This is a genomic window from Zhihengliuella alba (assembly GCF_039538765.1).
In the GTDB taxonomy this organism is placed as follows: domain Bacteria; phylum Actinomycetota; class Actinomycetes; order Actinomycetales; family Micrococcaceae; genus Zhihengliuella; species Zhihengliuella alba.
Genome location: NZ_BAABCJ010000001.1, coordinates 985106 through 1003224 on the forward strand (window position 1 = coordinate 985106; position 18119 = coordinate 1003224).

Here is an 18119-nt window from a genome sequence, read left to right on the forward strand (position 1 = left end):
AGGTGCTGAGGGCACCCCGCGACGCCGCCGGGTGGCTACGCCTCCGAGCGCATGAACTCCTCGGCCGCCGCGACCTGCTCGTCGGTCGGCGTGATCCCCGTGTAGAGGACGAACTGCTCCAGCGCCTGCAGCGTCATCACCTCGGCGCCCGTGATGACGCGCTTGCCGGCGCCCCGGGCGGCCCGGATCAGCGGTGTCTCGGCCGGCACCGCGATCACGTCGAAGACCACCTCCGCCCGGCCGATCTGCTCCTCGGTGAAGGACAGCTGGCCCTCCCCGTCGCCGCCGTCCATGCCGACCGGCGTCACGTTCACCAGCATGGTCGCGGCCTCCGGCGCGTCCGCCGCGTACGCGAAGCCGTACTGCTCGGCGAGCGCGCGGCCCCGCTCCTCGTTGCGCGCCACCACGGTGACGTCGCCGAAGCCGGCGCTCTTCAGGGCCGCGACCGTCGCCTTGGCCATACCGCCGGAGCCGCGCACCGCCACGGAGAGGCCCTGGTCCAGGTCCTGCACCAGCTGGGCCACGGCCAGGAAGTCGGTGTTGTAGGCGGTGAGCACGCCGTCGTCGTTGACGATGGTGTTGACGGACTCGATCGCCGCCGCGGACTCCGTCATGTGGTCCACCAGGCGGATCACGTCCTCCTTGTGCGGCATGGACACCGCGCAGCCGCGGATGCCGAGTCCGCGCACGCCGGCGATCGCCTGCTCGAGGTCCGTGGGCCGGAACGCCTTGTAGATCCAGTTGAGGCCGAGCTGCTCGTACAGGTGGTTGTGGAAGCGCGTGCCGTTGTTGCTGGGACGCGCCGACAGCGAGATGCAGAGGGTCATGTCCTTGTTCAGAATGGGCATGGCCTCAGGCTATCGCGGGGTCAGCAGCCCGTGCCCGTCGGGTACTCCCCCACGTCGACGGGGAGCGCTCCGGGGGCCTCGGCGTCGCCGGTGAGCACGTCGACCACCGAGGCGAAGGACTCCTCCGTCCGGCCGAAGAGCGCCACCTTGGCGCTGCTCGCCGCGGACTCGGCCAGCGGCCATGGCGCGTCGAGGGTGACGACGACGTCGCCGCTCGCCGCCCGTGCCCCCGTGCCCAGGAGCGTGACGACGTCGCCGCCGCCCACCTGCAGGCCGGCCTCCTGCGCGGCGTCGGTCAGACGCGCCCGGTCCTGGGCGTTGCCGCCGACGATCTGGATCGAGTCGCCCACCAGGGGCTCCCCGCACTGGCCGTCGACGACGGTGACGGCCGCTGCGGCGATCTCCGCGGCGACCGGCCGGCTGTCCGGGGCGGCCTCGGAGCCCGCGGGCTCGGAGGCAGCGGACCCGGAGGCCGCAGAGCCGGGGACAGCAGAGCCGGGTGCGGCCGCATCGGCAGGAGCGTCCGAGCCGGCGGGCTCGTCGCCGCCTTCCTGCGGCGCAGCGGCGTCAGAGGCACCGTGGGTGCTGGCCGGCGGCCCCTGGTCCTCGCCCTCGCCCCGGGCGAGCCCCTCCTGCCACATCATGAGGGCCACCACGCGGGTGGCCGCCTCGTCGAGCCGCTCCTGCGGGACGGTGCCGTCCTCCACGGCCGCGACGATCGCCGCGTGCGACCGGGCCACGTCCGGCGGCATGAGGAGCAGGTCGGCCCCGGCGGCGAGCGCGTTGACGGCCGGGTCGCCGGGCGTCTCGGCGAGCGCGCCCATGTTCAGCGCGTCGGTCACGGCGACGCCCTCGAAGCCGATGCCGGCGTCCGGGTCGCGCAGGACGTCGTAGGCCGCCGCCGAGAGCGACGCCGGCACGCCGGGGTCCACCGCGGTCACGGCGATGTGCCCCATCATGACCACCGGGGCGCCGGTCTCCTCGCCCAGCCGGCCCTGCGCTTCGCCGGGCCCGCCGCCCGGTTCGCCGCCGGATTCGCCGTCGGCCCCGGTGCCCGACGCCTCGCCCGTGCCCTCGGCCCCCGCTCCCCCGCCGGGGACGCCTGCGCGGAACGGACCCCAGTCCCGCTCGCGCAGCTCCTCGAGGCTGGCCTCCTGCACGGGCAGGCCGACGTGCGAGTCCGTGGTGACGGATCCGTGCCCCGGAAAGTGCTTCAGGGTCGGCAGGACGCCGGCGGCCAGGGAGCCGTCCACGGCGGCGAGCGCGTGCTCGGCCACCAGTGCGGGATCGGAGCCGTAGGACCGCGCCCCGATGACCGGGTCCTGCGGGCCGGCGGTGACGTCCGCGTCCGGCGAGAAGTTCATGGTGAAGCCCAGCACGCCCAGGTCGGTGGCCATCGCCTGCTGCGCGCGGGCGGTGAGCTCCGGGTCGTCCGCGGCGCCGAAGGCCATCGGAACGGGCCACTCGGTCAGGGGTGCGCGGAGCCGCGCGACGGTCCCGCCCTCCTGGTCCACGCCGACGATGGCCGGCCAGTCGCGTCCGGAGGCCGCGTGGAGCGCGTGGGTGGTCGCCGTGAGGGCTTCGGTGTCCACGCCGTCCCGGTTCTGCGGCACGTTGTCCCCCATGATGATGCTCCCGCCGAGGTGGAGCTGCTCGGCGAGCGCGATCGCCCGGTCCGGGTCGGTGCCGGAGTAGAACTGGACCAGGACCTGTCCGGCCTTCTCCTCGGCGGTCATCCCGGAGACCGCGGCGCCGGCTTCCTCGAGCGTCGACTCGAGGGGGCCCCAGGAGGTACGGGGCGGGGCCGGGGCGGGCGCGTCGGGGGTCGCCTCCGGCGCGGTACCGGATCCGGAGGGCGAAGACTGCGGCGGTGCCAGCACCGAGCACCCGGCCAGCAGCGCCGCCGCGGTCACCGCAGCCGCCGCCGCCAGCAGGCTCCGGGGGAATCGTGCGGACGGTTCCGGGGATCTTTCAGACAGCTGTGGCACGTTGACAGGGTATCGCGCACCTAGAATTGTGGTCTGGCCCGTTCTCAGCGGGCTGCGGCCGTCCGGCCCCGACGCAAGGAGCACACCAGTGGAGATCAGTTTCGCGAAGTCGGAGCAGTCGACCCTCGGCATCGAGTGGGAGATCGCGCTGGTGGACCGGGAGACCGGCGAGATGCGCTCGGTGGCCAACGAGGTCCTGCGCGGGGTGCGCGAGCAGCACGGCGGGCTCGCCGAGGACCAAGAGCACCCGCACGTCACGCAGGAGCTGATGCTGAACACGGTGGAGCTCGTCACCGGCGTGTGCCACACGGTGGACGAGGCACGGCTGCAGCTGAGCAAGACCCTCGACGACATCCGCGGGATCACCGATCCCATGGGCGTGGAGCTGTACTGCGCGGGCAGCCACCCGTTCTCCGAGGCGCGCCGGCAGCCGGTGACGGACAAGGAGCGCTACGCCAAGCTGATCGACCGCACCCAGTGGTGGGGCCAGCAGATGGCGATCTACGGGGTGCACGTGCACGTGGGCCTGGACCGCCGCTCGAAGGCCCTGCCCATCACCGACGGGCTCATCAACTACCAGCCGCACTTCCTGGCGCTGACGGCGTCGAGCCCGTTCTGGGGCGGTGAGGACACCGGCTACGCGTCGCAGCGCTCCCTGATCTTCCAGCAGCTCCCCACCGCCGGCATCCCCTACCACTTCGAGACGTGGGAGGGACTGGAGCATTACGTGGGCGACATGGTCCACACCGGGATCATCGATGACATCTCCGAGCTGCGCTGGGACGTGCGTCCGGTGCCGCGCTTCGGCACGGTGGAGATGCGCATCTGCGACGGGCTGAGCAGCACCCGCGACGTGGCCGCGATCGCCGCGCTGACGCAGTGCCTGGTGCATGAAATGTCCACGGCGCTGGACAACGGGTGGGCCATCCCCGTCATGCCGCCGTGGTTCCGCGTGGAGAACAAGTGGCGGGCGGCCCGCTACGGCCTGGACTCCATCATCATCCTGGACAAGGAGGGCAACGAGGCCCTCGTGACGGACGAGCTGTACCGGATCCTGGACCGGCTGGAGCCGATCGCCAAGGAGCTGGGCTGCTCGGACGAGCTCGCGGACATCGAGCGGATCATCAAGGGCGGCGCCGGCTACCAGTGGCAGCGCAAGGTGGCGGCGGAGAACTCCGGCGACCTGCACGCCGTGGTCGCGGACAACATCCAGCGCATGCGCCTGGCCTAGGCCAGAGGGACAGTTCGATCTTCATCGGGGGAAATCGCATGATCCGACTGCTGACCGTCTGCACGGGCAACATCTGCCGCTCGCCGTTCGCGCACCTGTACCTGAAGCACCACCTGGAGCGGGTCTCTCCGGGGAACTTCGAGGTCGCCAGCGCGGGGACCTACGGGCTGGCCGGCAACGCCATGGACGAGCGCGCCGCCGCGAAGCTCGTCGCCAGCGGCGTGGAGCCGGGCGAGTTCGTGGCGCGCCGGCTGAACGAGAAGCTGTTGAAGGACCCGGACTTCGTCCTCACGCTCGCCGAGGAGCACCGGGAGGCCGTGGTCGCCGCGGCGCCGCGGATGCTCAAGCGCGCGTTCACGGTCCGCGAGTTCGCCCTGGTGCTGCGGCGGATCTCGGAGCGCGACGCCGAGCGGATCCCGGCCGGCGCCGATCAGGCCGAGGCCCGCTGGAAGGCCGTGTTCCGCCTCGCGGCGCTGCACCGCTCCGAGGTGCGATCGCAGGCGGGCGGGGACCTCGACGTGGTGGATCCCTACCGGCGCGAGGACTCCGTGTACGACCAGATGACGGAGCAGCTGCTGCCGGCCCTGGAGGAGATCGTCGCGTTCGAGGAGGCCGCCGCCTCCCGCTGACCCGCTACGCCGGTGCCGGTGCCGGCGCCGGAACGGGAGCGAGACTCAGCCCGAGCCCCAGAGATCAGCAAAGGCCAGTCGCCCATGGCGACTGGCCTTTGCTGATCGTGACCGGGCAGGGCCCGGGCCGCGTGACTAGCTCCGCGTACGGCGGGCGTGACGCACGCCGTGCAGCTCCTCGTCGAATTCCGAGAGGTCGGCGTCGTTCAAGGACGCCGACTGGGTGTCCCGAGCGGCAGCGGCCTTGGCAGATTCCCGGCCTGCCGAAGAGCCGCCGGACTCGCTGTTCGAGTAGTAGTACTTGCCGTAGTAGCCGTACTCGGCCGAGCCCACGCCCCGAGTCGGGACCTGGTTCAGGATGACGCCGAGGACGCGGGTGCCCACCCGGCGCAGGTTGCCGAGCGACTTCTCCAGCTCGTCGATCGTCGTCTGCCCGGCTTTGACCGTGACGAGGGTTCCGTCCACGGCGGTCGAGAGGACGGCGGCGTCGGTCACTGGAAGGAGCGGCGGCGCGTCGATGATGACGACGGCGTCCTCCACCAGCGAGGCGATGAGCCGCTTCATGGAGTTGGAGCCCAGGAGTTCCGACGGGTTCGGCGGAATGCGGCCCGCACCGAGAACCTCCAGGGCCGGCAGGGGCCCGAACGGCATGAGGACATCGTCGAGATCGGCCGCGCTGGAGAGGACATCGGTGAGCCCGCCGCCGGCCGGCAGATCGAAGATGCCGGCTTGGACCGGGCGACGAAGGTCAGCGTCGATGAGTACCGTGCGCTGGCCCGTCGAGGCGATCGCCGCCGCGAGGTTGGCCGCCAGCGATGACTTGCCCTCGGAGGGAACGGACGAGGTGACCACGATCGACCGCGGCGGATTGTCCACGTCGATGTAGGAGAGATTGGTGCGCAGTTCGCGGAGCGCCTCGGAGAACGCGTGGGCCTGGCGGTCCCCGTCGAGCATGAGCGCGTCCGATTCGACCACAGCCCGGCCCTTCTCGAGCCGGTCATCGCGCGGAATGGTACCCACGACGGCCTGGCCGAGACGCTCGACCATGGCCGCCGAACGAATGCGGCGGTCCAGGTGGTTGCGGATCAGTGCATAGGCCAGCCCGAGCGCCAGGCCTGCGACCGCGCCGATCGCCATCGCCAGACGGACGTTGGGCGAGGTCGGGCTGGTCGGGAGGGCCGCCCGGCCGAGGGGCTCGACGGTCACGGCCGGACCGATGTCGGCCGTGGCGCCCTGCGTCTCGATGTCCACGGCCTGCGCGGACAGGGCCTCGACCCACGCGTTGGCGAGCTCCTGGGCCTGCTCCGGCGTCTCGGCGCTGGCGGTGATGCGGATCTCCGCGGTCGCCGTCGGAACCTCGACGGAGACCCGGCCGAGGAGTGCGTCCTCGCTGGCGTCCAGGCCCAGTTCCTCCTTGACCCGCGCCGCGACCGGCCGGGTCGCCGCGATGCTGCTGTAGGACGTCGCCTTGGATTTGGAGAGGTTGTCGCCGGCGAGCGCCGTCCCCAGATCGCTGGCGCCGGCCACCATCACGAGACCGGAGGACGATGACTCGTACACCTTTGGCTGCAGCAGCGTCCACCCGAACGTCAGGATCAGGACCACCAGAAGGATCGAGACGATGCCCTTCCAGTAGGACCGGACGATGGTGAAGTAGTGGCGCAGGTCAGGGCCTGCCTCTGCCTGGTCGTCCCGTGGTTCCAAGTCGTCGTCCTCATGTTCCTAGTAGTGCGAGTGGTGCGCCCCCTCGCGGCACACGCCCTCTGAGTCTACCGGCGAATGCCCGGCATCTATGAGAATGGCCACGCCTAGACCTTGTGCAGGTCCGCCAGCGTAATCTGGGTGACCGGCTGGCCGGGGTCGGTGGCGAAGCCGAGCCCGCTCGGTGCGACGCCGGCGGCCACCACCTGGGCGGCCAGGGCCGCGATCATGGCCCCATTGTCGGTGCAGAGGCTCGGCTTGGGGATGCGCAGCGCGATGCCGGCGGAGTCGCAGCGCGCCTGGAGCAGCTGGCGCAGTCGCGAGTTGGCCGCCACTCCCCCGCCGAGCAGGAGATTCTCCATCCCGTGCTCGGTGCACGCCATGACGGCCTTCTTGGTGATCACGTCCACCACGGCCTCCTGGAAGGACGCCGCGACGTCCGCCACGGGGACCTCGAGCCCCTTGGCCTGGTACTGCTCCACGAACCGGGCGACGGCCGTCTTGAGCCCCGAGAAGGAGAAGTCGTAGCGGTGCTTGCCTGGCGCCTCCGCGGTGCCGACGAACTTCGGCAGACTGAGGCCGCGCGGGAAGCGGATGGCCTTGCCGTCGCCCTCCTTCGCGAGCCGGTCGATGACCGGGCCACCCGGGTAGCCGAGGCCGAGGAGCCGTGCCACCTTGTCGTAGGCCTCGCCGGCGGCGTCGTCGATGGTCGCCCCGAGCAGTTCGACGTCCTCCGTCAGCGAGTCGATCTTGAGGATCTCGGTGTGGCCTCCGGAGACGAGCAGGGCGCCGAGCCGGTCGGGCAGCTCTCCGCCGTCGAGCACGCCGACACCGACGTGGGCGACCAGGTGGTTCACGGCGTACAGGGGCTTGCCCGTGGCCACGGCCAGGGCCTTCGCCGCGGCCACGCCCACCATGAGTGCCCCGGAGAGCCCGGGCCCGCTGGTGACGGCGAGCCCGTCGACGTCGTCGAGGCCGACGCCGGCGGTGTCGAGAGCCCGCTGGAGGGTGGGCACCATGGCCTCGAGGTGGGCGCGGGAGGCGATCTCGGGGATGACCCCACCGAAGCGGACGTGTTGCTCCATGGAGGTGCTGACCGTGTTGGCGAGCAGCTCGGTGCCGCGCACGATCCCGACGCCTGTCTCGTCGCAGGAGGATTCGATGCCGAGGATCAGGGGCGCGTCAGACATGGGTTCGATTCTAGTTGGGCGGGCGGGGCGGTCCGCGCTAGCAGTTGACCAGCAGCGCCGTGACCACGGTGAGGTTGTCCACGAGCGCCACGGACTCCCAGTCCACGGTGCTCCCGGCCGGCCGGTGCACCGCGTAGAGCCGGAACTCGCCCGTGCCCAGCGCCGTGAGGTTGATCTGTGGCTGCACCGAGGTGGCGCCGGGCGCGAGGGTCCCGGTGGCGGTGGTGCGGAGCAGCCCGAGGAGGTCCGGCTGCCGCAGCTCCCAGCGGTAGCCGGTCCGCGTCAGCCCGCCCGTGGCGTTCGCCCAGGAGAAGCGGACGGTGGTCAGGCTCGCCTTGGCGCACTGCGGGTTCGTCGCCGGTTGGACGACGCCGGCGGCGAATCCGCTGGTGCCGTACTCTCCGTCGACCCACGCCGCCTCGGTGGGCTGCACGGCAGCGCCGATGACGGACGCCAGCGCCACCGTGCCCGCGAGGGCCAGCAGGAGCCGCCGGCGCACTGGGAGCCGGTGCGGTTCTGCCCGCCGCTTCACACCCCGCCCCCGGGCGATCGCGTCTCGGCCGGGCCGACTGCGCTCTCCGGCTCCGCCGGCTGCCGAGACCGCAGCCTCCGGGGAGACCGCAGCCTTCGGGAGAGCGCGGACAGCCCGAGGCCGGCCAGCAGGGCCGCGAGCGCCGCGAACAGGGCCAGCAGGAGGGCCGCCCCGGTATCGGGGAGCATCCCCCACGCCGAACCGCCCGGGCCGGCGCCTGCGCCGCCTGCGCCCGGACCGTCACCGCCGGGCACGGCCGAGACCTCCTCGCCCATGGCGTCCACGGTCACGCGGAGCGCCTGGCTGCTGCCCGCGGCCGGAGCGGCGGCATCCGGGATGTTCACCTCGAAGGCCAGCCAGACGGTCTGTCCCATAGGGGATGCATCGACCAGCTGGACAGCCTCCTCGCCACCCAGCGCCAGGGACCGCTCGGACAGCCTCGTCTCGGTGCCGGGGCAGGTGAACGAGTCGGCGGCCGCCTCCCACCGTTCGTCGCAGCTGCGCGAGCGCACCTGCAGCGGGAGCCCGCGGTCCGAGACGGACGAGAGCGTGGCGGACCAGGTGGTCGGCTCCTGCGCGTGGACGTCGACGCCGACGATCCAGCGCACCATCTCACCGGGAGACATGTCCGCCATCAGGTCCGGCACCGTCAGGGACGTCAGCGTGATGTGCTCGCTGCGGATCACGTCCGTGTGGACGCGCGCCGTCGCCCCGCCGACCGCCTCGGCCCCCGCCGAGGCGGGCACGGCGAGTGCGGCGGCCGCCACGGCCGGGACCGCCAGGAGGGCCAGGACCCCGGCCACCGGCGCCCCGTGGCTCCGGTGGCTCTGGTGGCTCTGTTCGCTCCGGCGACTCGGGCGACCCGGTCGGCTCGAGTTGCTCCGGTGGCGCCGGTGGCGTCGCGGCGCGCCCATTTCCTTCGGCTCGCGGGGCCAGAACGCCCAGACCACCAGCAGCGACGCCGCGATGGTCAGGGAGCCGAGCACCCACGGATTGCCGAACCACACCACCGCGTTGGCGACGCCGGGCACGTGGAAGAAGACACGTCCCACCTCGGCGACGGTGTAGGGGAAGGGGTCCTCCTGCTCGTTGGCGTCGCCCTGCATGGTGAGGGTGTAGGCCCCGCCGTCACCGGCCGGTGCGATCGACGTGATGCGGTGGGTGACCGGCATGAGGCCCGGCCGCTCGACGGTGACGATGTCGCCCACACGGGCGTCTGCGGCGGGGATCTCGCGCACGAGCGCCGCGGACGCCGTCGGGATCGTCGGCTCCATGGAACCCGTCTTGAACAGCATGACCGAGACGTTGAAGAAGACGGCGGCGATTGCCAGCAGGATGCAGACCGCGCCCGCGGCGGCGGCCACATTGAGGAGGGCGCCGCCGAGGACGCCGAGCACCGTGGTGCGCTGCCTGCTCATACTCCCCCTGCCCTGATCTGGATCGTCATGTGGTCCGGGTGCGGCATGCGCCGCTGGGCCGTCAGCTCGACGTGCCGGTGACGCGCCAGGTGATGGTGCCGCTCTGGCCCTGTGCCGTGCTCGGCGTACCGGCGGCCATGGTCACCCGGAAGCAGAACCGGACCGTGTCCTGCGCAGCGGAGCCGAGCGGTCCGCTCGCGCCCGCGAAGACGCTGCCCGCACCGGTGTCGGATCCCCCGTAGGCCGCCCCCGAACAGGCGGTGCCGGCCGGCACCACGGCCACCCGGTACACCAGGTTGTTCGTGATGAGGGTGCTGCCGGTCGGGACGGATTCCGTGAGCGCTGCGGTGCCGCCGACGGTCGACGCCGCGGTGGTGCGCACGTCGAGGAAGCCGTAGGCGACGGCGCCCGGCGACATGGCCCCGGCGTCGAAGGACATGGCCGCCGCGGTTCCGGTGGTCGCATGCTCGGCGAAGACTCCGCCGGTGCTGCCCTCGATCCCGAAGACGCTGGCAGTGAAGGTCCCGGCCGAGTACTCGGAGTCGGTCCACGCGGCCAGCGTCAGCGTGGTGCCGACACCGAGGACCAGCCCTCCGGCCAGGAGGGCGCGGACGCGCGTCCAGGCGTTGCGGCCGGTAGGGCGGCGCGCTCGACGCCGCGCCTGCGTCCGGCTTTCCCGCCGACTGGCTGCGCGCCCACTGGCCGGGCCGCTGCCGTCCGCCCCGGTACCGGAGACCGCCCGGATACCGGAGTCCGTCCCGATCTCAGCGCGGCCGGGTTCGGGCCCCACGGGCTAGTCGCTCACGGAGGTGAACTGCCAGACCGCGGAGGTATTCCCGCCTTCGAGGAACGTGCCCTCGGGTCCGGTGGTCACCGAGACGCACAGGGGCACGGCCGTGCCGGGCGTGCCGGCGGCGTTCGCGACGAGGTCCACCGAGTTGGCGACCTCCTGCGCGTTGAGCGTGGTGCCGGAGGCGACCACGGTGCCGGTCGCCGTGCCCAGTTCGCAGTCCCCTGCGGTGACCTGGATGATCTCGTAGCTGATGGCGCCAGCGTTGGCCGTGCCCGTGACGGTGTCCGTGGCGGTGACCCCGGCCGGCGTCAGCGTGCCGTCGGTGGTGGTAGCCGCGTCGAGGCGGAGCCAGTAGGCGGCGTGGACGGTGGTGTCGGCCGTCAAGTTGGCGAACAGGCCGCTGAACGTCAGGTCCAGCGCGGTGCCCGCGGTGTCCTGGTCGGCGTAGGTGGTGCCGTCGTCCGAGCCCTCGAGGTTGTACGAGCCGGCGGTGAAGAGGCCCTCCGCGAACTCCGAGTCCGTCCAGGCGGCGAGCGTGACGACTGCCCCGACGCCGAGAACGAGGCCGCCGGCCATGATGGCGCGGGCTTTGCGAGTGTTTTCCTGGCCCATGGGATCCCCCAACATAAGAAAACGGTCCTCCATGGACCGTTGAGGAGATCTTAGAGCGAGTCCACCGCTTTTGTCACGCGTTCGTATAAATGAACCGGATCTGTTTTCAGCGGGGCTCCAGCCGGCGCTCAGACACCGGGTGCGCCCGATAGCTCCAACTGCATGATGACAGCGTCGACGCCGCCCTTGTAGTACCGCGGGCGCACATGGATCCGCTGGAATCCGAACCGCTCGTACAGCGCCTGCGCCCGGGCATTGTCGGCGCGCACCTCCAGGAGCACGTCGCGCGCGCGGCGGCCCCGGGCCTCCTCGATGAGCCCGGTCAGCAGGGCACTGCCGATGCCCTTCCCCTCGTGCTCCGGGACCACGGCGATGGTCTGCACGTCGGCGATCGGCAGCGCGCACATCATGCCGCAGTAGCCCGCGATGCTCCCGTCGACTTCTGCTACCCAGTATTTTCGGGTCTGCGGCTGGGACAGTTCGGCCTCGAACGCGTCCCGCGGCCAGGCGTCCTCGGGGAACAGTCGCTGCTCCAGGGCGTGGACGGTGTCCAGGTCCGCTGCGGTCATCTCGCGGAGGGTGAAGCTCACGCGGTGCGTCCCTTCATGGCATTGGGCACCTTGGCGTCCGCCTCGCGCAGGTACAGCGGCACCGGCGGCCGCAGGGCCTCGCCGGTGCGGAGGAGTTCCGCCGCGGCCGCGCCCAGTGCCGCCGCCTGCGGCTGGAGCCGGTCCAGCCCGGGGACGGCATGGGCACCGGCGGACTCGAGTGCCTCCGGGTAGAGCGAGGCGCCGATCCCCACCACAGCTCCGGCCGGGACGCCGTCCGCGGCGCCGACGTGGGGGCCGTCGAGGAGCCGGCCGGCGTCGTCGTACCGGGCCCAGTAGACCTCGCGACGCCGGGCGTCGATCGCGACCGTGAACTCCCCGGCGAGGGACTCCCGTCCCTCCGCTCCCCCGCCCTCGACGGCGCCCCGGGCGACCTGCCAGGCGATCGCGTCGAGGCTGACCACGCCGCCGACCGGCACCTGCCAGGCGAAGCCGAGCGCCTGCGCCGTGGCCAGGCCGACGCGCAGGCCCGTGAAGGGGCCGGGGCCGACGCCGACGACGATGCGGTCCAGCTGGTTCCCGGCGATGCCGGCCTGCTCCAGGATCCCGCCGATGGCCGGGGCGAGCACCTCAGCGTGCGCGTTGGTCTCGGTCGCGGCGAAGGACTCGAGGACCTCGGCCTGTCCGTCGTCATGCACGCGCAGCAGCGCGGCGGTGGCCAGGGCGGAGGTGTCCACGGCGAGAATCAGCATGCTGCCCATCTTAAGGCGGACCGGCCGCCGACGGGCCGGCCCGCCGCCCGGCGACTACCCGGCCGAGCCCACGAGGTGCAGGCGGCGGCGGGGTCCCTCGTCCCCGTCGGTCGCGTCCTCGTCCTTGGCGCCGCGGGCGGACTGCGAGCCGTCCACCTCGATCGCCTGGATCGGCTCCACCCACTGGTAGCCGACGCCGCGCACCGTGCGGATCCAGCGCGGCGCGCTCGCCTTCTCCCCCAGTTTCCGGCGCAGGTTGGCCATGTGCACCTCGAGCGTCCGCTGGGCCGAGCGGTCGGCCTCGGTGCCTCCGAGCCGGTGGATGAGGGCCTCCCGCCCCAGCACCCGGCCGCCCTGGATCTGCGCGGCGAAGAGGGCCATGAGGATGGAGAACTCGGTGCGGGTCAGCTCCACGTCCTCCACCCCCACGGTCACGCGGTGGCCGGCCGGGTCCACCGTCAGCTCCCCGCACGTGTAGATGCTGCGCACGGTGGAGGGCCGCTTGGCCGGCTGGGCGAAGGCGTCCCGGCGCAGCAGCGCGCGCAGGCGGGCCCGCAGCTCGCGTGGGCTCAGACCGGTGTCGATGTAGTTGTCCGCGCCGGCCTCGAAGCTCGCGATGCGCGTCTCGATGTCCCCGTGGGAGGCGATGACCGCGATCCGCGCCGGGGTGAGCGCGCGCAGCTGCCGGATCAGATAGGGGGTGGTGGCGTCCGGCAGCCGCGAGTCGAGCACCACGAGCTGGGGCTGGACGGCGCTGACCTGCTCGACGACGGCGCGGGCGCTCTCGACGGGCACCATCGACAGGCCGTTGGCCTGGCCGAGGGAGAGCGTGACTTCCCGGGCGACGCGCTCGCACTGTGCGACGACGACGCGCGGCTGGTTGCTGGCGGCTGCGGTTCTCTCGTTCGTCTTCATGCCCGTTAAGAGCCAGCTCCGGGTGGAACGTGACGCGGTTTTGCAAACTTTTTCTTGAGCCTCTTGAGCGGGCCGTGCCGAAGTCTTGACCCCGACTTGAGAGATGCCGGGGCGGGCTCGCGCGACGGCGACTTCCGGCGGTCATGGTGGCACAATGAGGATCGGACTTCGTTGGGGACTCCGGGATGTGAAAGGCCCACGATGCAAGAGCACGAGTCGGCGACCGACGCCGAACTCATCGGGGCCGCCCGCGACGGCTCGGACGAGGCGTACGCCGCCCTCTACCAGCGGCACTACGACGCTGCCCTGCGCACGGCCCGCTGGCGGCTCTTCGACTCCTCGCTCGCCGAGGACGTGGTGGCCGACTCGTTCTCCGCGATGCTGCAGCTCCTCCGTGCCGGCCGCGGTCCGGACGAGGCCTTCCGCCCCTACCTGCTGACCTGCGTCTCGCGCCGCGCCCTGCGCATGAACCAGGCCGACGACCGCGAGCTGAACACGGACTCGATCGAGCTCTTCGAGAAGGACACCGACCACGCGGACCCGGTGATGGACAGCTTCGAGTCGGAGCTGCTCGGCCAGGCGTTCCGGTCGCTGCCGGAACGCTGGCAGCTGGTCCTGTGGCACCTGGAGATCGAGGGTGCCAAACCCGCGGACCTGGCCGCCCAGCTCGGCTCGTCCGCCAATGCCGTCTCGGCGATCGGTGTCCGGGCCCGCGAGGGGCTACGGGCGGCCTACCTCAGCGCCCACATGAACGCGCAGACCTTCGAGGGCTGCTCCCAGGCGGACCGGACGGCCGCGTACCTGCGGGGCTCCCTCTCGGCGAAGAAGCAGCAGCGGTACGAGGAGCATCTGGAGCACTGCTCCGCCTGCTTCAGCGCCGTCATGCAGCTCAAGGACGTCAGCGCCGCCATGCACAGTGTGATCGCGCCGCTGTTCCTGGGGACCGGCGCGGCCGCCTTCCTCGGATGGCTGCCCGTGTCCGGTCTCGTGGCCGGGGCCGCGGGAGCCGCCGGCGCGGGGGCTGCCGGGGCCGGTGCCGCCACCGCGCCGAAGCCAGGCCTCCTGGGCAGCACCCAGGGCGTCACCCTCGTGGTGGTCGGTGCGGCCGTGGCGGCCGCCGCAGTGGTCGGCGGGGTCGCAGTGGCCGGGGGCTTCTTCGGGGCGGAGGAGGCCGCGGTCTCGAGCGCGTCCGAGGGCGGCGGGAATGCCGGCGAGGCGGCTCCCGCCGGCCCGGGCGGGGAGTCCGCCGGCGGTGGCGCGGCGGCACCCGCTCCGCCGGCCGACGCGCCGCCTCCCGCCGAGTCCGCCCCCTCGCCGCACGAGGGACCGGACGCGGCTTCGGCCCCCGCTGCCATCGAACCAGTGCCTGCACCCCTGGAGCCCGCGCCACCGGAACCCGAGGCCCCGTTGCCGCCGCCGGCTCCTCGTGCTCCGCTCACGGTGCCCTCGGACCCGCCGGACCCGCCGGCCGCGCCGGCCACGTCATCCGAGCCGGCCCTGAGCGAGACGAGCCCCAGCGAGGCGCCTCCGGTGACGCCGCCGTCCACCGCGTCTCCGGCCCAGTCGCCTTCTGCGTCCGCTGTGCCGACTCCGAGCCCCGGTCCGACAAGCGAGCCGACACCGACGGCGAGCCCGGCTCCCGACCCGACACTGACTCCGGCCCCGACTCCGACAGTCGAACCATCGCCCACCGGTGCCCCGGAGCCGACGCCGACGCTCGTGCCAAGCCCGACTCCCGACCCGACTCCTACGCCGGAGCCGACGCCCACCCTGGTGCCGAGCCCATCTCCGGAGCCGCCGCCCACGGCCACACCCGAGCCGACACTCGTTCCGTCGCCGACACCGGCTCCGACGGTCACCCCGGAGCCGATTCCCTCGCCGGCGCCGACGCTCGTGCCGAGCCCGACTCCGGATCCCACGCCGACGGTCACACCCGTGCCCACCCTCGAGCCGACACCGCCGCCGAAGTGCGAGCCGGCGTGGCACGAGAAGTGCGGCGGCCCCGGCAAGAGCGGAGCCGCCGATCCCACGGACGAGACCTTGCTGGAGATCGTGGAGGACACCGTCGTCGGGACCGTGGACACGGTCCTCGGCCTCATCCTGCGAGTCTCCCGCTTCTGAATCAGCTCTTCAGTCCATAGGCGTCTACGTCAGCGGATTGTGCTCCCACCGGGGCCCGAAGCCTCGAATCCGCAGCAGTCTCGGGTCCGCGTCGTCGGTCTCCTCGAAGTCGAAGACTAATTCATCGCCAGCGTCTTTCCCCGTGGCACGGGCGAGATGGATCTCGAGACGCGACTCGGAGAGGTGCTCGGCCTTCCCATGTCCCCATTCGATCACCGTGACCGAGGACCCCAGCGTGGACTCGAGGTCGATGTCGTCGAGCTCCTCGGCCGAGCTCAACCGATACGCGTCAACGTGGACCAGGTCGGGTCCGTCTCCCAGCGACGGGTGGATGCGGGCCAGGACGAAGGTCGGTGAGATGACGCCCTCCCGGACGCCGAGACCGTTCCCGAGTCCCTGCGTGAATGTCGTCTTCCCGGCGCCGAGCTCGCCGGAGAGGAGGATGACGTCGCCTGGCACCAGGTTGCCTGCCAGCCGCTCCGCCAAGCTGCGCGTGGTGTCGGCATCGATGCTCTCGATCTCCGCTGTCCAACGCGGAGCGTCGTCGTTCCCCTCATTCCTCACCGGCTTCACCCCAGCTGCCTTCCACGTAGGTCCTCGGGACGCGCCCGCTGATCCTGGTGACGATCTCGTAGTTGATGGTCCCGGCCGCCAGGGCCCATTCGTCGGCTGATGGTCCGCCGCGTCCGAACACCACCACTTCGCGACCCAGCAAGGCCTCGGGGGCGACGTCCGGCCCGGCGTCGACGACGAACTGGTCCATGGCGATCCGCCCTCGGGAGAGCATCCGCTGCCCGTCGATCTGAACGGGTCCCTCCACGGCGATCCGAGGGATGCCGTCCCCGTACCCCAGCGGGACCAGGCCCAACGTGGTCTCCTCGGCGGTCCGGTAGCGGAGCCCGTAGGAGACTCCCTGATCTGCGGAGACGCGCTTCGCATTGGCGATCCGGGTCTTCAAGGTCATGGCGGGCCGCAGCCCCAGGTCCTCTGAGGTCTGATCCGCGAACGGGCTCAGGCCGTAGGCGCCGAGGCCGAGCCGAACCATGTCGAAGTGCGAATCGGGCCGGGACAGCAGCGCCGGCGTGTTGGCTGCGTGCCGGTGCTCCAGGTCGAACCCGGCGTTCTCCGCCAGCGCCACAGCGGCGCGGAACGCCTCGAGCTGCTCGTCCGTCTCGGGACGGTCGGGCTCGTCCGCGACGGCCAGGTGGGTCCACACACCCACTACGCGCAGCAGTCCGTCGTCCTGGTAGCCCATGGCGGCGTCGAGGACGTCCTCCCACTGGTCGGCGGTTGCACCGTTCCTGCCGAGCCCGGTGTCGATCTTCAGGTGGACGCGCGCCGGCTGAGCCGCTTCCTCGGCGGCCGCGGCGATCCGCTCTAGCTCCCAGCCGGAGGCGCCCAGGTCGATGCCGGCGTTGATCCCGGCGGTGAAGTCGGTCCCCGCAGTGTGCAGCCAGGCGAGAAGGGGAGCCTCGATCCCGGCCGCGCGCAGTTCCAGGGCCTCGGAGACGTGGGCCGTGCCCAGCCACGCGGCACCGGCGTCGACCGCGACTCTGGCCACGCGCTCCGCGCCGTGCCCGTAGGCGTCGGCCTTGACCACGGCCATGACCCGGGCCGGGGCCACTAGGTCCTTGATCCTCCGGATGTTGTGCCGGACGGCGGACAGGTCGATCTCGGCCACCCGCTCCCACTCACCCGCAGGTCTCGAAGGGACGGCATGGCCGGTCTCATGAAGCTCTGAACTCACTACGTCTGGGTCCTTAGTGGGACTGGGCGGCCGGGGCGGCCTCGACTGCCGCGTACTTGTTCTCTGTCGCCGCCTTGCTGGGGCGCCACCAGGCCTCGTTGCTCCGGTACCAGTCAATGGTCGCGGCCAGGCCGGCCTCGAAGTCCGTGTAGCTCGGCCGCCAACCGAGCTCCGTGCGCAGACGCGACGAGTCGATCGCGTAGCGCAGGTCGTGACCGGGACGGTCCCGAACGTGCTCGTATGCGTCCGGCGCGCGGCCCATGAGGCGCAGGATCGTCTCCACGACTTCCTTGTTGTTCTTCTCGCCGTCGGCACCGATCAGGTACGTCTCCCCGATCTGGCCGCGCTGGAGAATGGTCCACACGGCCGACGAATGGTCGTCGGCGTGGATCCAGTCGCGCACGTTCAGCCCGTCGCCATACAGCTTGGGTTCCACGTCGTCCAGGACGTTGGTGATCTGACGTGGGATGAACTTCTCGACGTGCTGGTAGGGGCCGTAGTTGTTGGAGCAATTGCTGATGGTGGCTTGCAATCCGAAGGACCTGACCCACGCTCGGACCAGCAAGTCGCTGCCGGCTTTGGTCGACGAGTACGGGCTCGAGGGGTTGTAGGGCGTCTCCTCTGTGAATCGCGACGGGTCGTCCAGTTCCAGGTCTCCGTACACCTCGTCGGTGGAGATGTGGTGGTAGCGGACGCCGTGGGCGCGAGCGGCTTCTAGGAGCCGGAACGTTCCGACGAGATTCGTCTCGACGAAAGGCGACGGGTCGTGCAACGAATTGTCGTTGTGCGATTCTGCGGCGTAGTGCACGACGGCGTCGACCTCGGCGACCAGCGCGTCGACGAGTTCTGCATCGGCGACATCGCCGACGACGAGACGGACGCGGTCCTCCGGCAGCCCGGCCAGGGAGTCCGCGTTGCCGGCGTAGGTGAGCTTGTCCAGAACGACGACGTCGACGTCCGTCTGGGTGACGACGAAGTGGACGAAGTTCGAGCCGATGAAGCCCGCCCCACCGGTTACTAGCAATTTCCGCATGGAATGAGACTACCGAACGCAGCCGCACCAGGTTCCGTATCGGGCCTGACATCGTCGTCCG

At 71.7% G+C, this 18119-nt stretch carries 17 protein-coding genes; 3 read left to right on the forward strand and 14 right to left on the reverse strand.

Features of this window, described 5'->3' with window-relative positions:
* Positions 1-35: 35 nt before the first annotated feature.
* On the reverse strand, positions 36-848 hold the full coding sequence (locus ABD784_RS04355; RefSeq protein WP_344880456.1) for a shikimate 5-dehydrogenase: 813 nt from the start codon (positions 846-848) through the stop codon (positions 36-38).
* Positions 849-868: 20 nt separating this feature from the next.
* Positions 869-2836: a glycoside hydrolase family 3 N-terminal domain-containing protein gene (locus ABD784_RS04360; protein ID WP_344880459.1), complete on the reverse strand. Its 1968-nt coding sequence runs from the start codon at positions 2834-2836 to the stop codon at positions 869-871.
* Between the two features lie 88 nt (positions 2837-2924).
* On the opposite strand from ABD784_RS04360, the gene ABD784_RS04365 reads away from it, so the two are divergent.
* Both ABD784_RS04365 and ABD784_RS04370 read left to right on the forward strand, forming a co-directional pair.
* Complete coding sequence (locus ABD784_RS04365; RefSeq protein WP_344880462.1) at positions 2925-4067, forward strand: glutamate--cysteine ligase; 1143 nt, start codon at positions 2925-2927, stop codon at positions 4065-4067.
* A 38-nt stretch (positions 4068-4105) separates the two neighbouring features.
* The gene (locus ABD784_RS04370) at positions 4106-4696 is read left to right on the forward strand and encodes an arsenate reductase/protein-tyrosine-phosphatase family protein (protein WP_344880465.1); all 591 of its coding nucleotides are present in this window, start codon (positions 4106-4108) and stop codon (positions 4694-4696) included.
* A 135-nt stretch (positions 4697-4831) separates the two neighbouring features.
* Here ABD784_RS04370 and ABD784_RS04375 read toward each other — a convergent pair whose 3' ends face one another.
* The 9 genes from ABD784_RS04375 to ABD784_RS04415 form a co-directional block, all read right to left on the reverse strand.
* Positions 4832-6400 carry a tyrosine-protein kinase domain-containing protein gene (locus ABD784_RS04375; RefSeq protein WP_344880468.1) on the reverse strand — a complete coding sequence of 523 codons (1569 nt, stop codon included), beginning with the start codon at positions 6398-6400 and terminating at the stop codon, positions 4832-4834.
* 104 nt (positions 6401-6504) lie between these two features.
* Entirely contained in the window at positions 6505-7587 is a 1083-nt protein-coding gene (tsaD, locus tag ABD784_RS04380; protein WP_344880471.1) for a tRNA (adenosine(37)-N6)-threonylcarbamoyltransferase complex transferase subunit TsaD, read from the reverse strand.
* Positions 7588-7624: 37 nt separating this feature from the next.
* Entirely contained in the window at positions 7625-8119 is a 495-nt protein-coding gene (locus ABD784_RS04385) for a hypothetical protein (protein WP_344880474.1), read from the reverse strand.
* The gene (locus ABD784_RS04390) at positions 8116-9537 is read right to left on the reverse strand and encodes a S24/S26 family peptidase (RefSeq protein WP_344880477.1); all 1422 of its coding nucleotides are present in this window, start codon (positions 9535-9537) and stop codon (positions 8116-8118) included. The genes ABD784_RS04385 and ABD784_RS04390 overlap by 4 nt, the downstream gene beginning before the upstream one ends.
* A 61-nt stretch (positions 9538-9598) precedes the next feature.
* Positions 9599-10327, reverse strand: a complete 729-nt coding sequence (locus tag ABD784_RS04395; protein ID WP_344880480.1) for a SipW-dependent-type signal peptide-containing protein — start codon at positions 10325-10327, stop codon at positions 9599-9601.
* Positions 10328-10330: 3 nt separating this feature from the next.
* Complete coding sequence (locus ABD784_RS04400; RefSeq protein WP_344880483.1) at positions 10331-10942, reverse strand: SipW-dependent-type signal peptide-containing protein; 612 nt, start codon at positions 10940-10942, stop codon at positions 10331-10333.
* 128 nt (positions 10943-11070) lie between these two features.
* On the reverse strand, positions 11071-11511 hold the full coding sequence (gene rimI / locus ABD784_RS04405) for a ribosomal protein S18-alanine N-acetyltransferase (protein ID WP_344881320.1): 441 nt from the start codon (positions 11509-11511) through the stop codon (positions 11071-11073).
* A 17-nt stretch (positions 11512-11528) separates the two neighbouring features.
* Positions 11529-12242 carry a tRNA (adenosine(37)-N6)-threonylcarbamoyltransferase complex dimerization subunit type 1 TsaB gene (tsaB, locus tag ABD784_RS04410; protein ID WP_344880486.1) on the reverse strand — a complete coding sequence of 238 codons (714 nt, stop codon included), beginning with the start codon at positions 12240-12242 and terminating at the stop codon, positions 11529-11531.
* A gap of 54 nt (positions 12243-12296) precedes the next feature.
* The gene (locus ABD784_RS04415) at positions 12297-13157 is read right to left on the reverse strand and encodes a winged helix-turn-helix transcriptional regulator (RefSeq protein WP_344880489.1); all 861 of its coding nucleotides are present in this window, start codon (positions 13155-13157) and stop codon (positions 12297-12299) included.
* A gap of 201 nt (positions 13158-13358) precedes the next feature.
* Between ABD784_RS04415 and ABD784_RS04420 the strand changes: the two genes are divergently transcribed.
* A complete protein-coding gene (locus ABD784_RS04420) occupies positions 13359-15278 on the forward strand; it encodes a sigma-70 family RNA polymerase sigma factor (RefSeq protein WP_344880492.1) in 1920 nt (639 codons plus the stop codon).
* Between the two features lie 24 nt (positions 15279-15302).
* Here the strand turns inward: ABD784_RS04420 and tsaE are convergent, their stop codons facing one another.
* The 3 genes from tsaE to rfbB are packed head-to-tail and all read right to left on the reverse strand — an operon-like array spanning position 15303 to position 18058.
* Positions 15303-15842, reverse strand: coding sequence for a tRNA (adenosine(37)-N6)-threonylcarbamoyltransferase complex ATPase subunit type 1 TsaE (gene tsaE / locus ABD784_RS04425; RefSeq protein ID WP_425582919.1), 540 nt, complete (start codon positions 15840-15842; stop codon positions 15303-15305).
* The gene (gene alr, locus ABD784_RS04430) at positions 15832-17025 is read right to left on the reverse strand and encodes an alanine racemase (RefSeq protein ID WP_344880495.1); all 1194 of its coding nucleotides are present in this window, start codon (positions 17023-17025) and stop codon (positions 15832-15834) included. Before alr ends, tsaE begins: the two co-directional genes overlap by 11 nt.
* Positions 17026-17038: 13 nt before the next feature.
* Positions 17039-18058 (reverse strand): dTDP-glucose 4,6-dehydratase, encoded by a 1020-nt coding sequence (rfbB, locus tag ABD784_RS04435; RefSeq protein WP_344880498.1) that lies wholly within the window; start codon positions 18056-18058, stop codon positions 17039-17041.
* Between the last annotated feature and the right edge of the window lie 61 nt (positions 18059-18119).

Coding starts and splice junctions, on each gene's coding strand:
- ABD784_RS04355 (WP_344880456.1), bottom strand. CDS start 848: ATGCCCATTCTGAACAAGGACATGACCCTCTGCATCTCGCTGTCGGCG.
- ABD784_RS04370 (WP_344880465.1), top strand. CDS start 4,106: ATGATCCGACTGCTGACCGTCTGCACGGGCAACATCTGCCGCTCGCCG.
- tsaD (WP_344880471.1), bottom strand. CDS start 7,587: ATGTCTGACGCGCCCCTGATCCTCGGCATCGAATCCTCCTGCGACGAG.
- ABD784_RS04390 (WP_344880477.1), bottom strand. CDS start 9,537: ATGAGCAGGCAGCGCACCACGGTGCTCGGCGTCCTCGGCGGCGCCCTC.
- ABD784_RS04400 (WP_344880483.1), bottom strand. CDS start 10,942: ATGGGCCAGGAAAACACTCGCAAAGCCCGCGCCATCATGGCCGGCGGC.
- rimI (WP_344881320.1), bottom strand. CDS start 11,511: ATGACCGCAGCGGACCTGGACACCGTCCACGCCCTGGAGCAGCGACTG.
- tsaB (WP_344880486.1), bottom strand. CDS start 12,242: ATGCTGATTCTCGCCGTGGACACCTCCGCCCTGGCCACCGCCGCGCTG.
- ABD784_RS04415 (WP_344880489.1), bottom strand. CDS start 13,157: ATGAAGACGAACGAGAGAACCGCAGCCGCCAGCAACCAGCCGCGCGTC.
- ABD784_RS04420 (WP_344880492.1), top strand. CDS start 13,359: ATGCAAGAGCACGAGTCGGCGACCGACGCCGAACTCATCGGGGCCGCC.
- rfbB (WP_344880498.1), bottom strand. CDS start 18,058: ATGCGGAAATTGCTAGTAACCGGTGGGGCGGGCTTCATCGGCTCGAAC.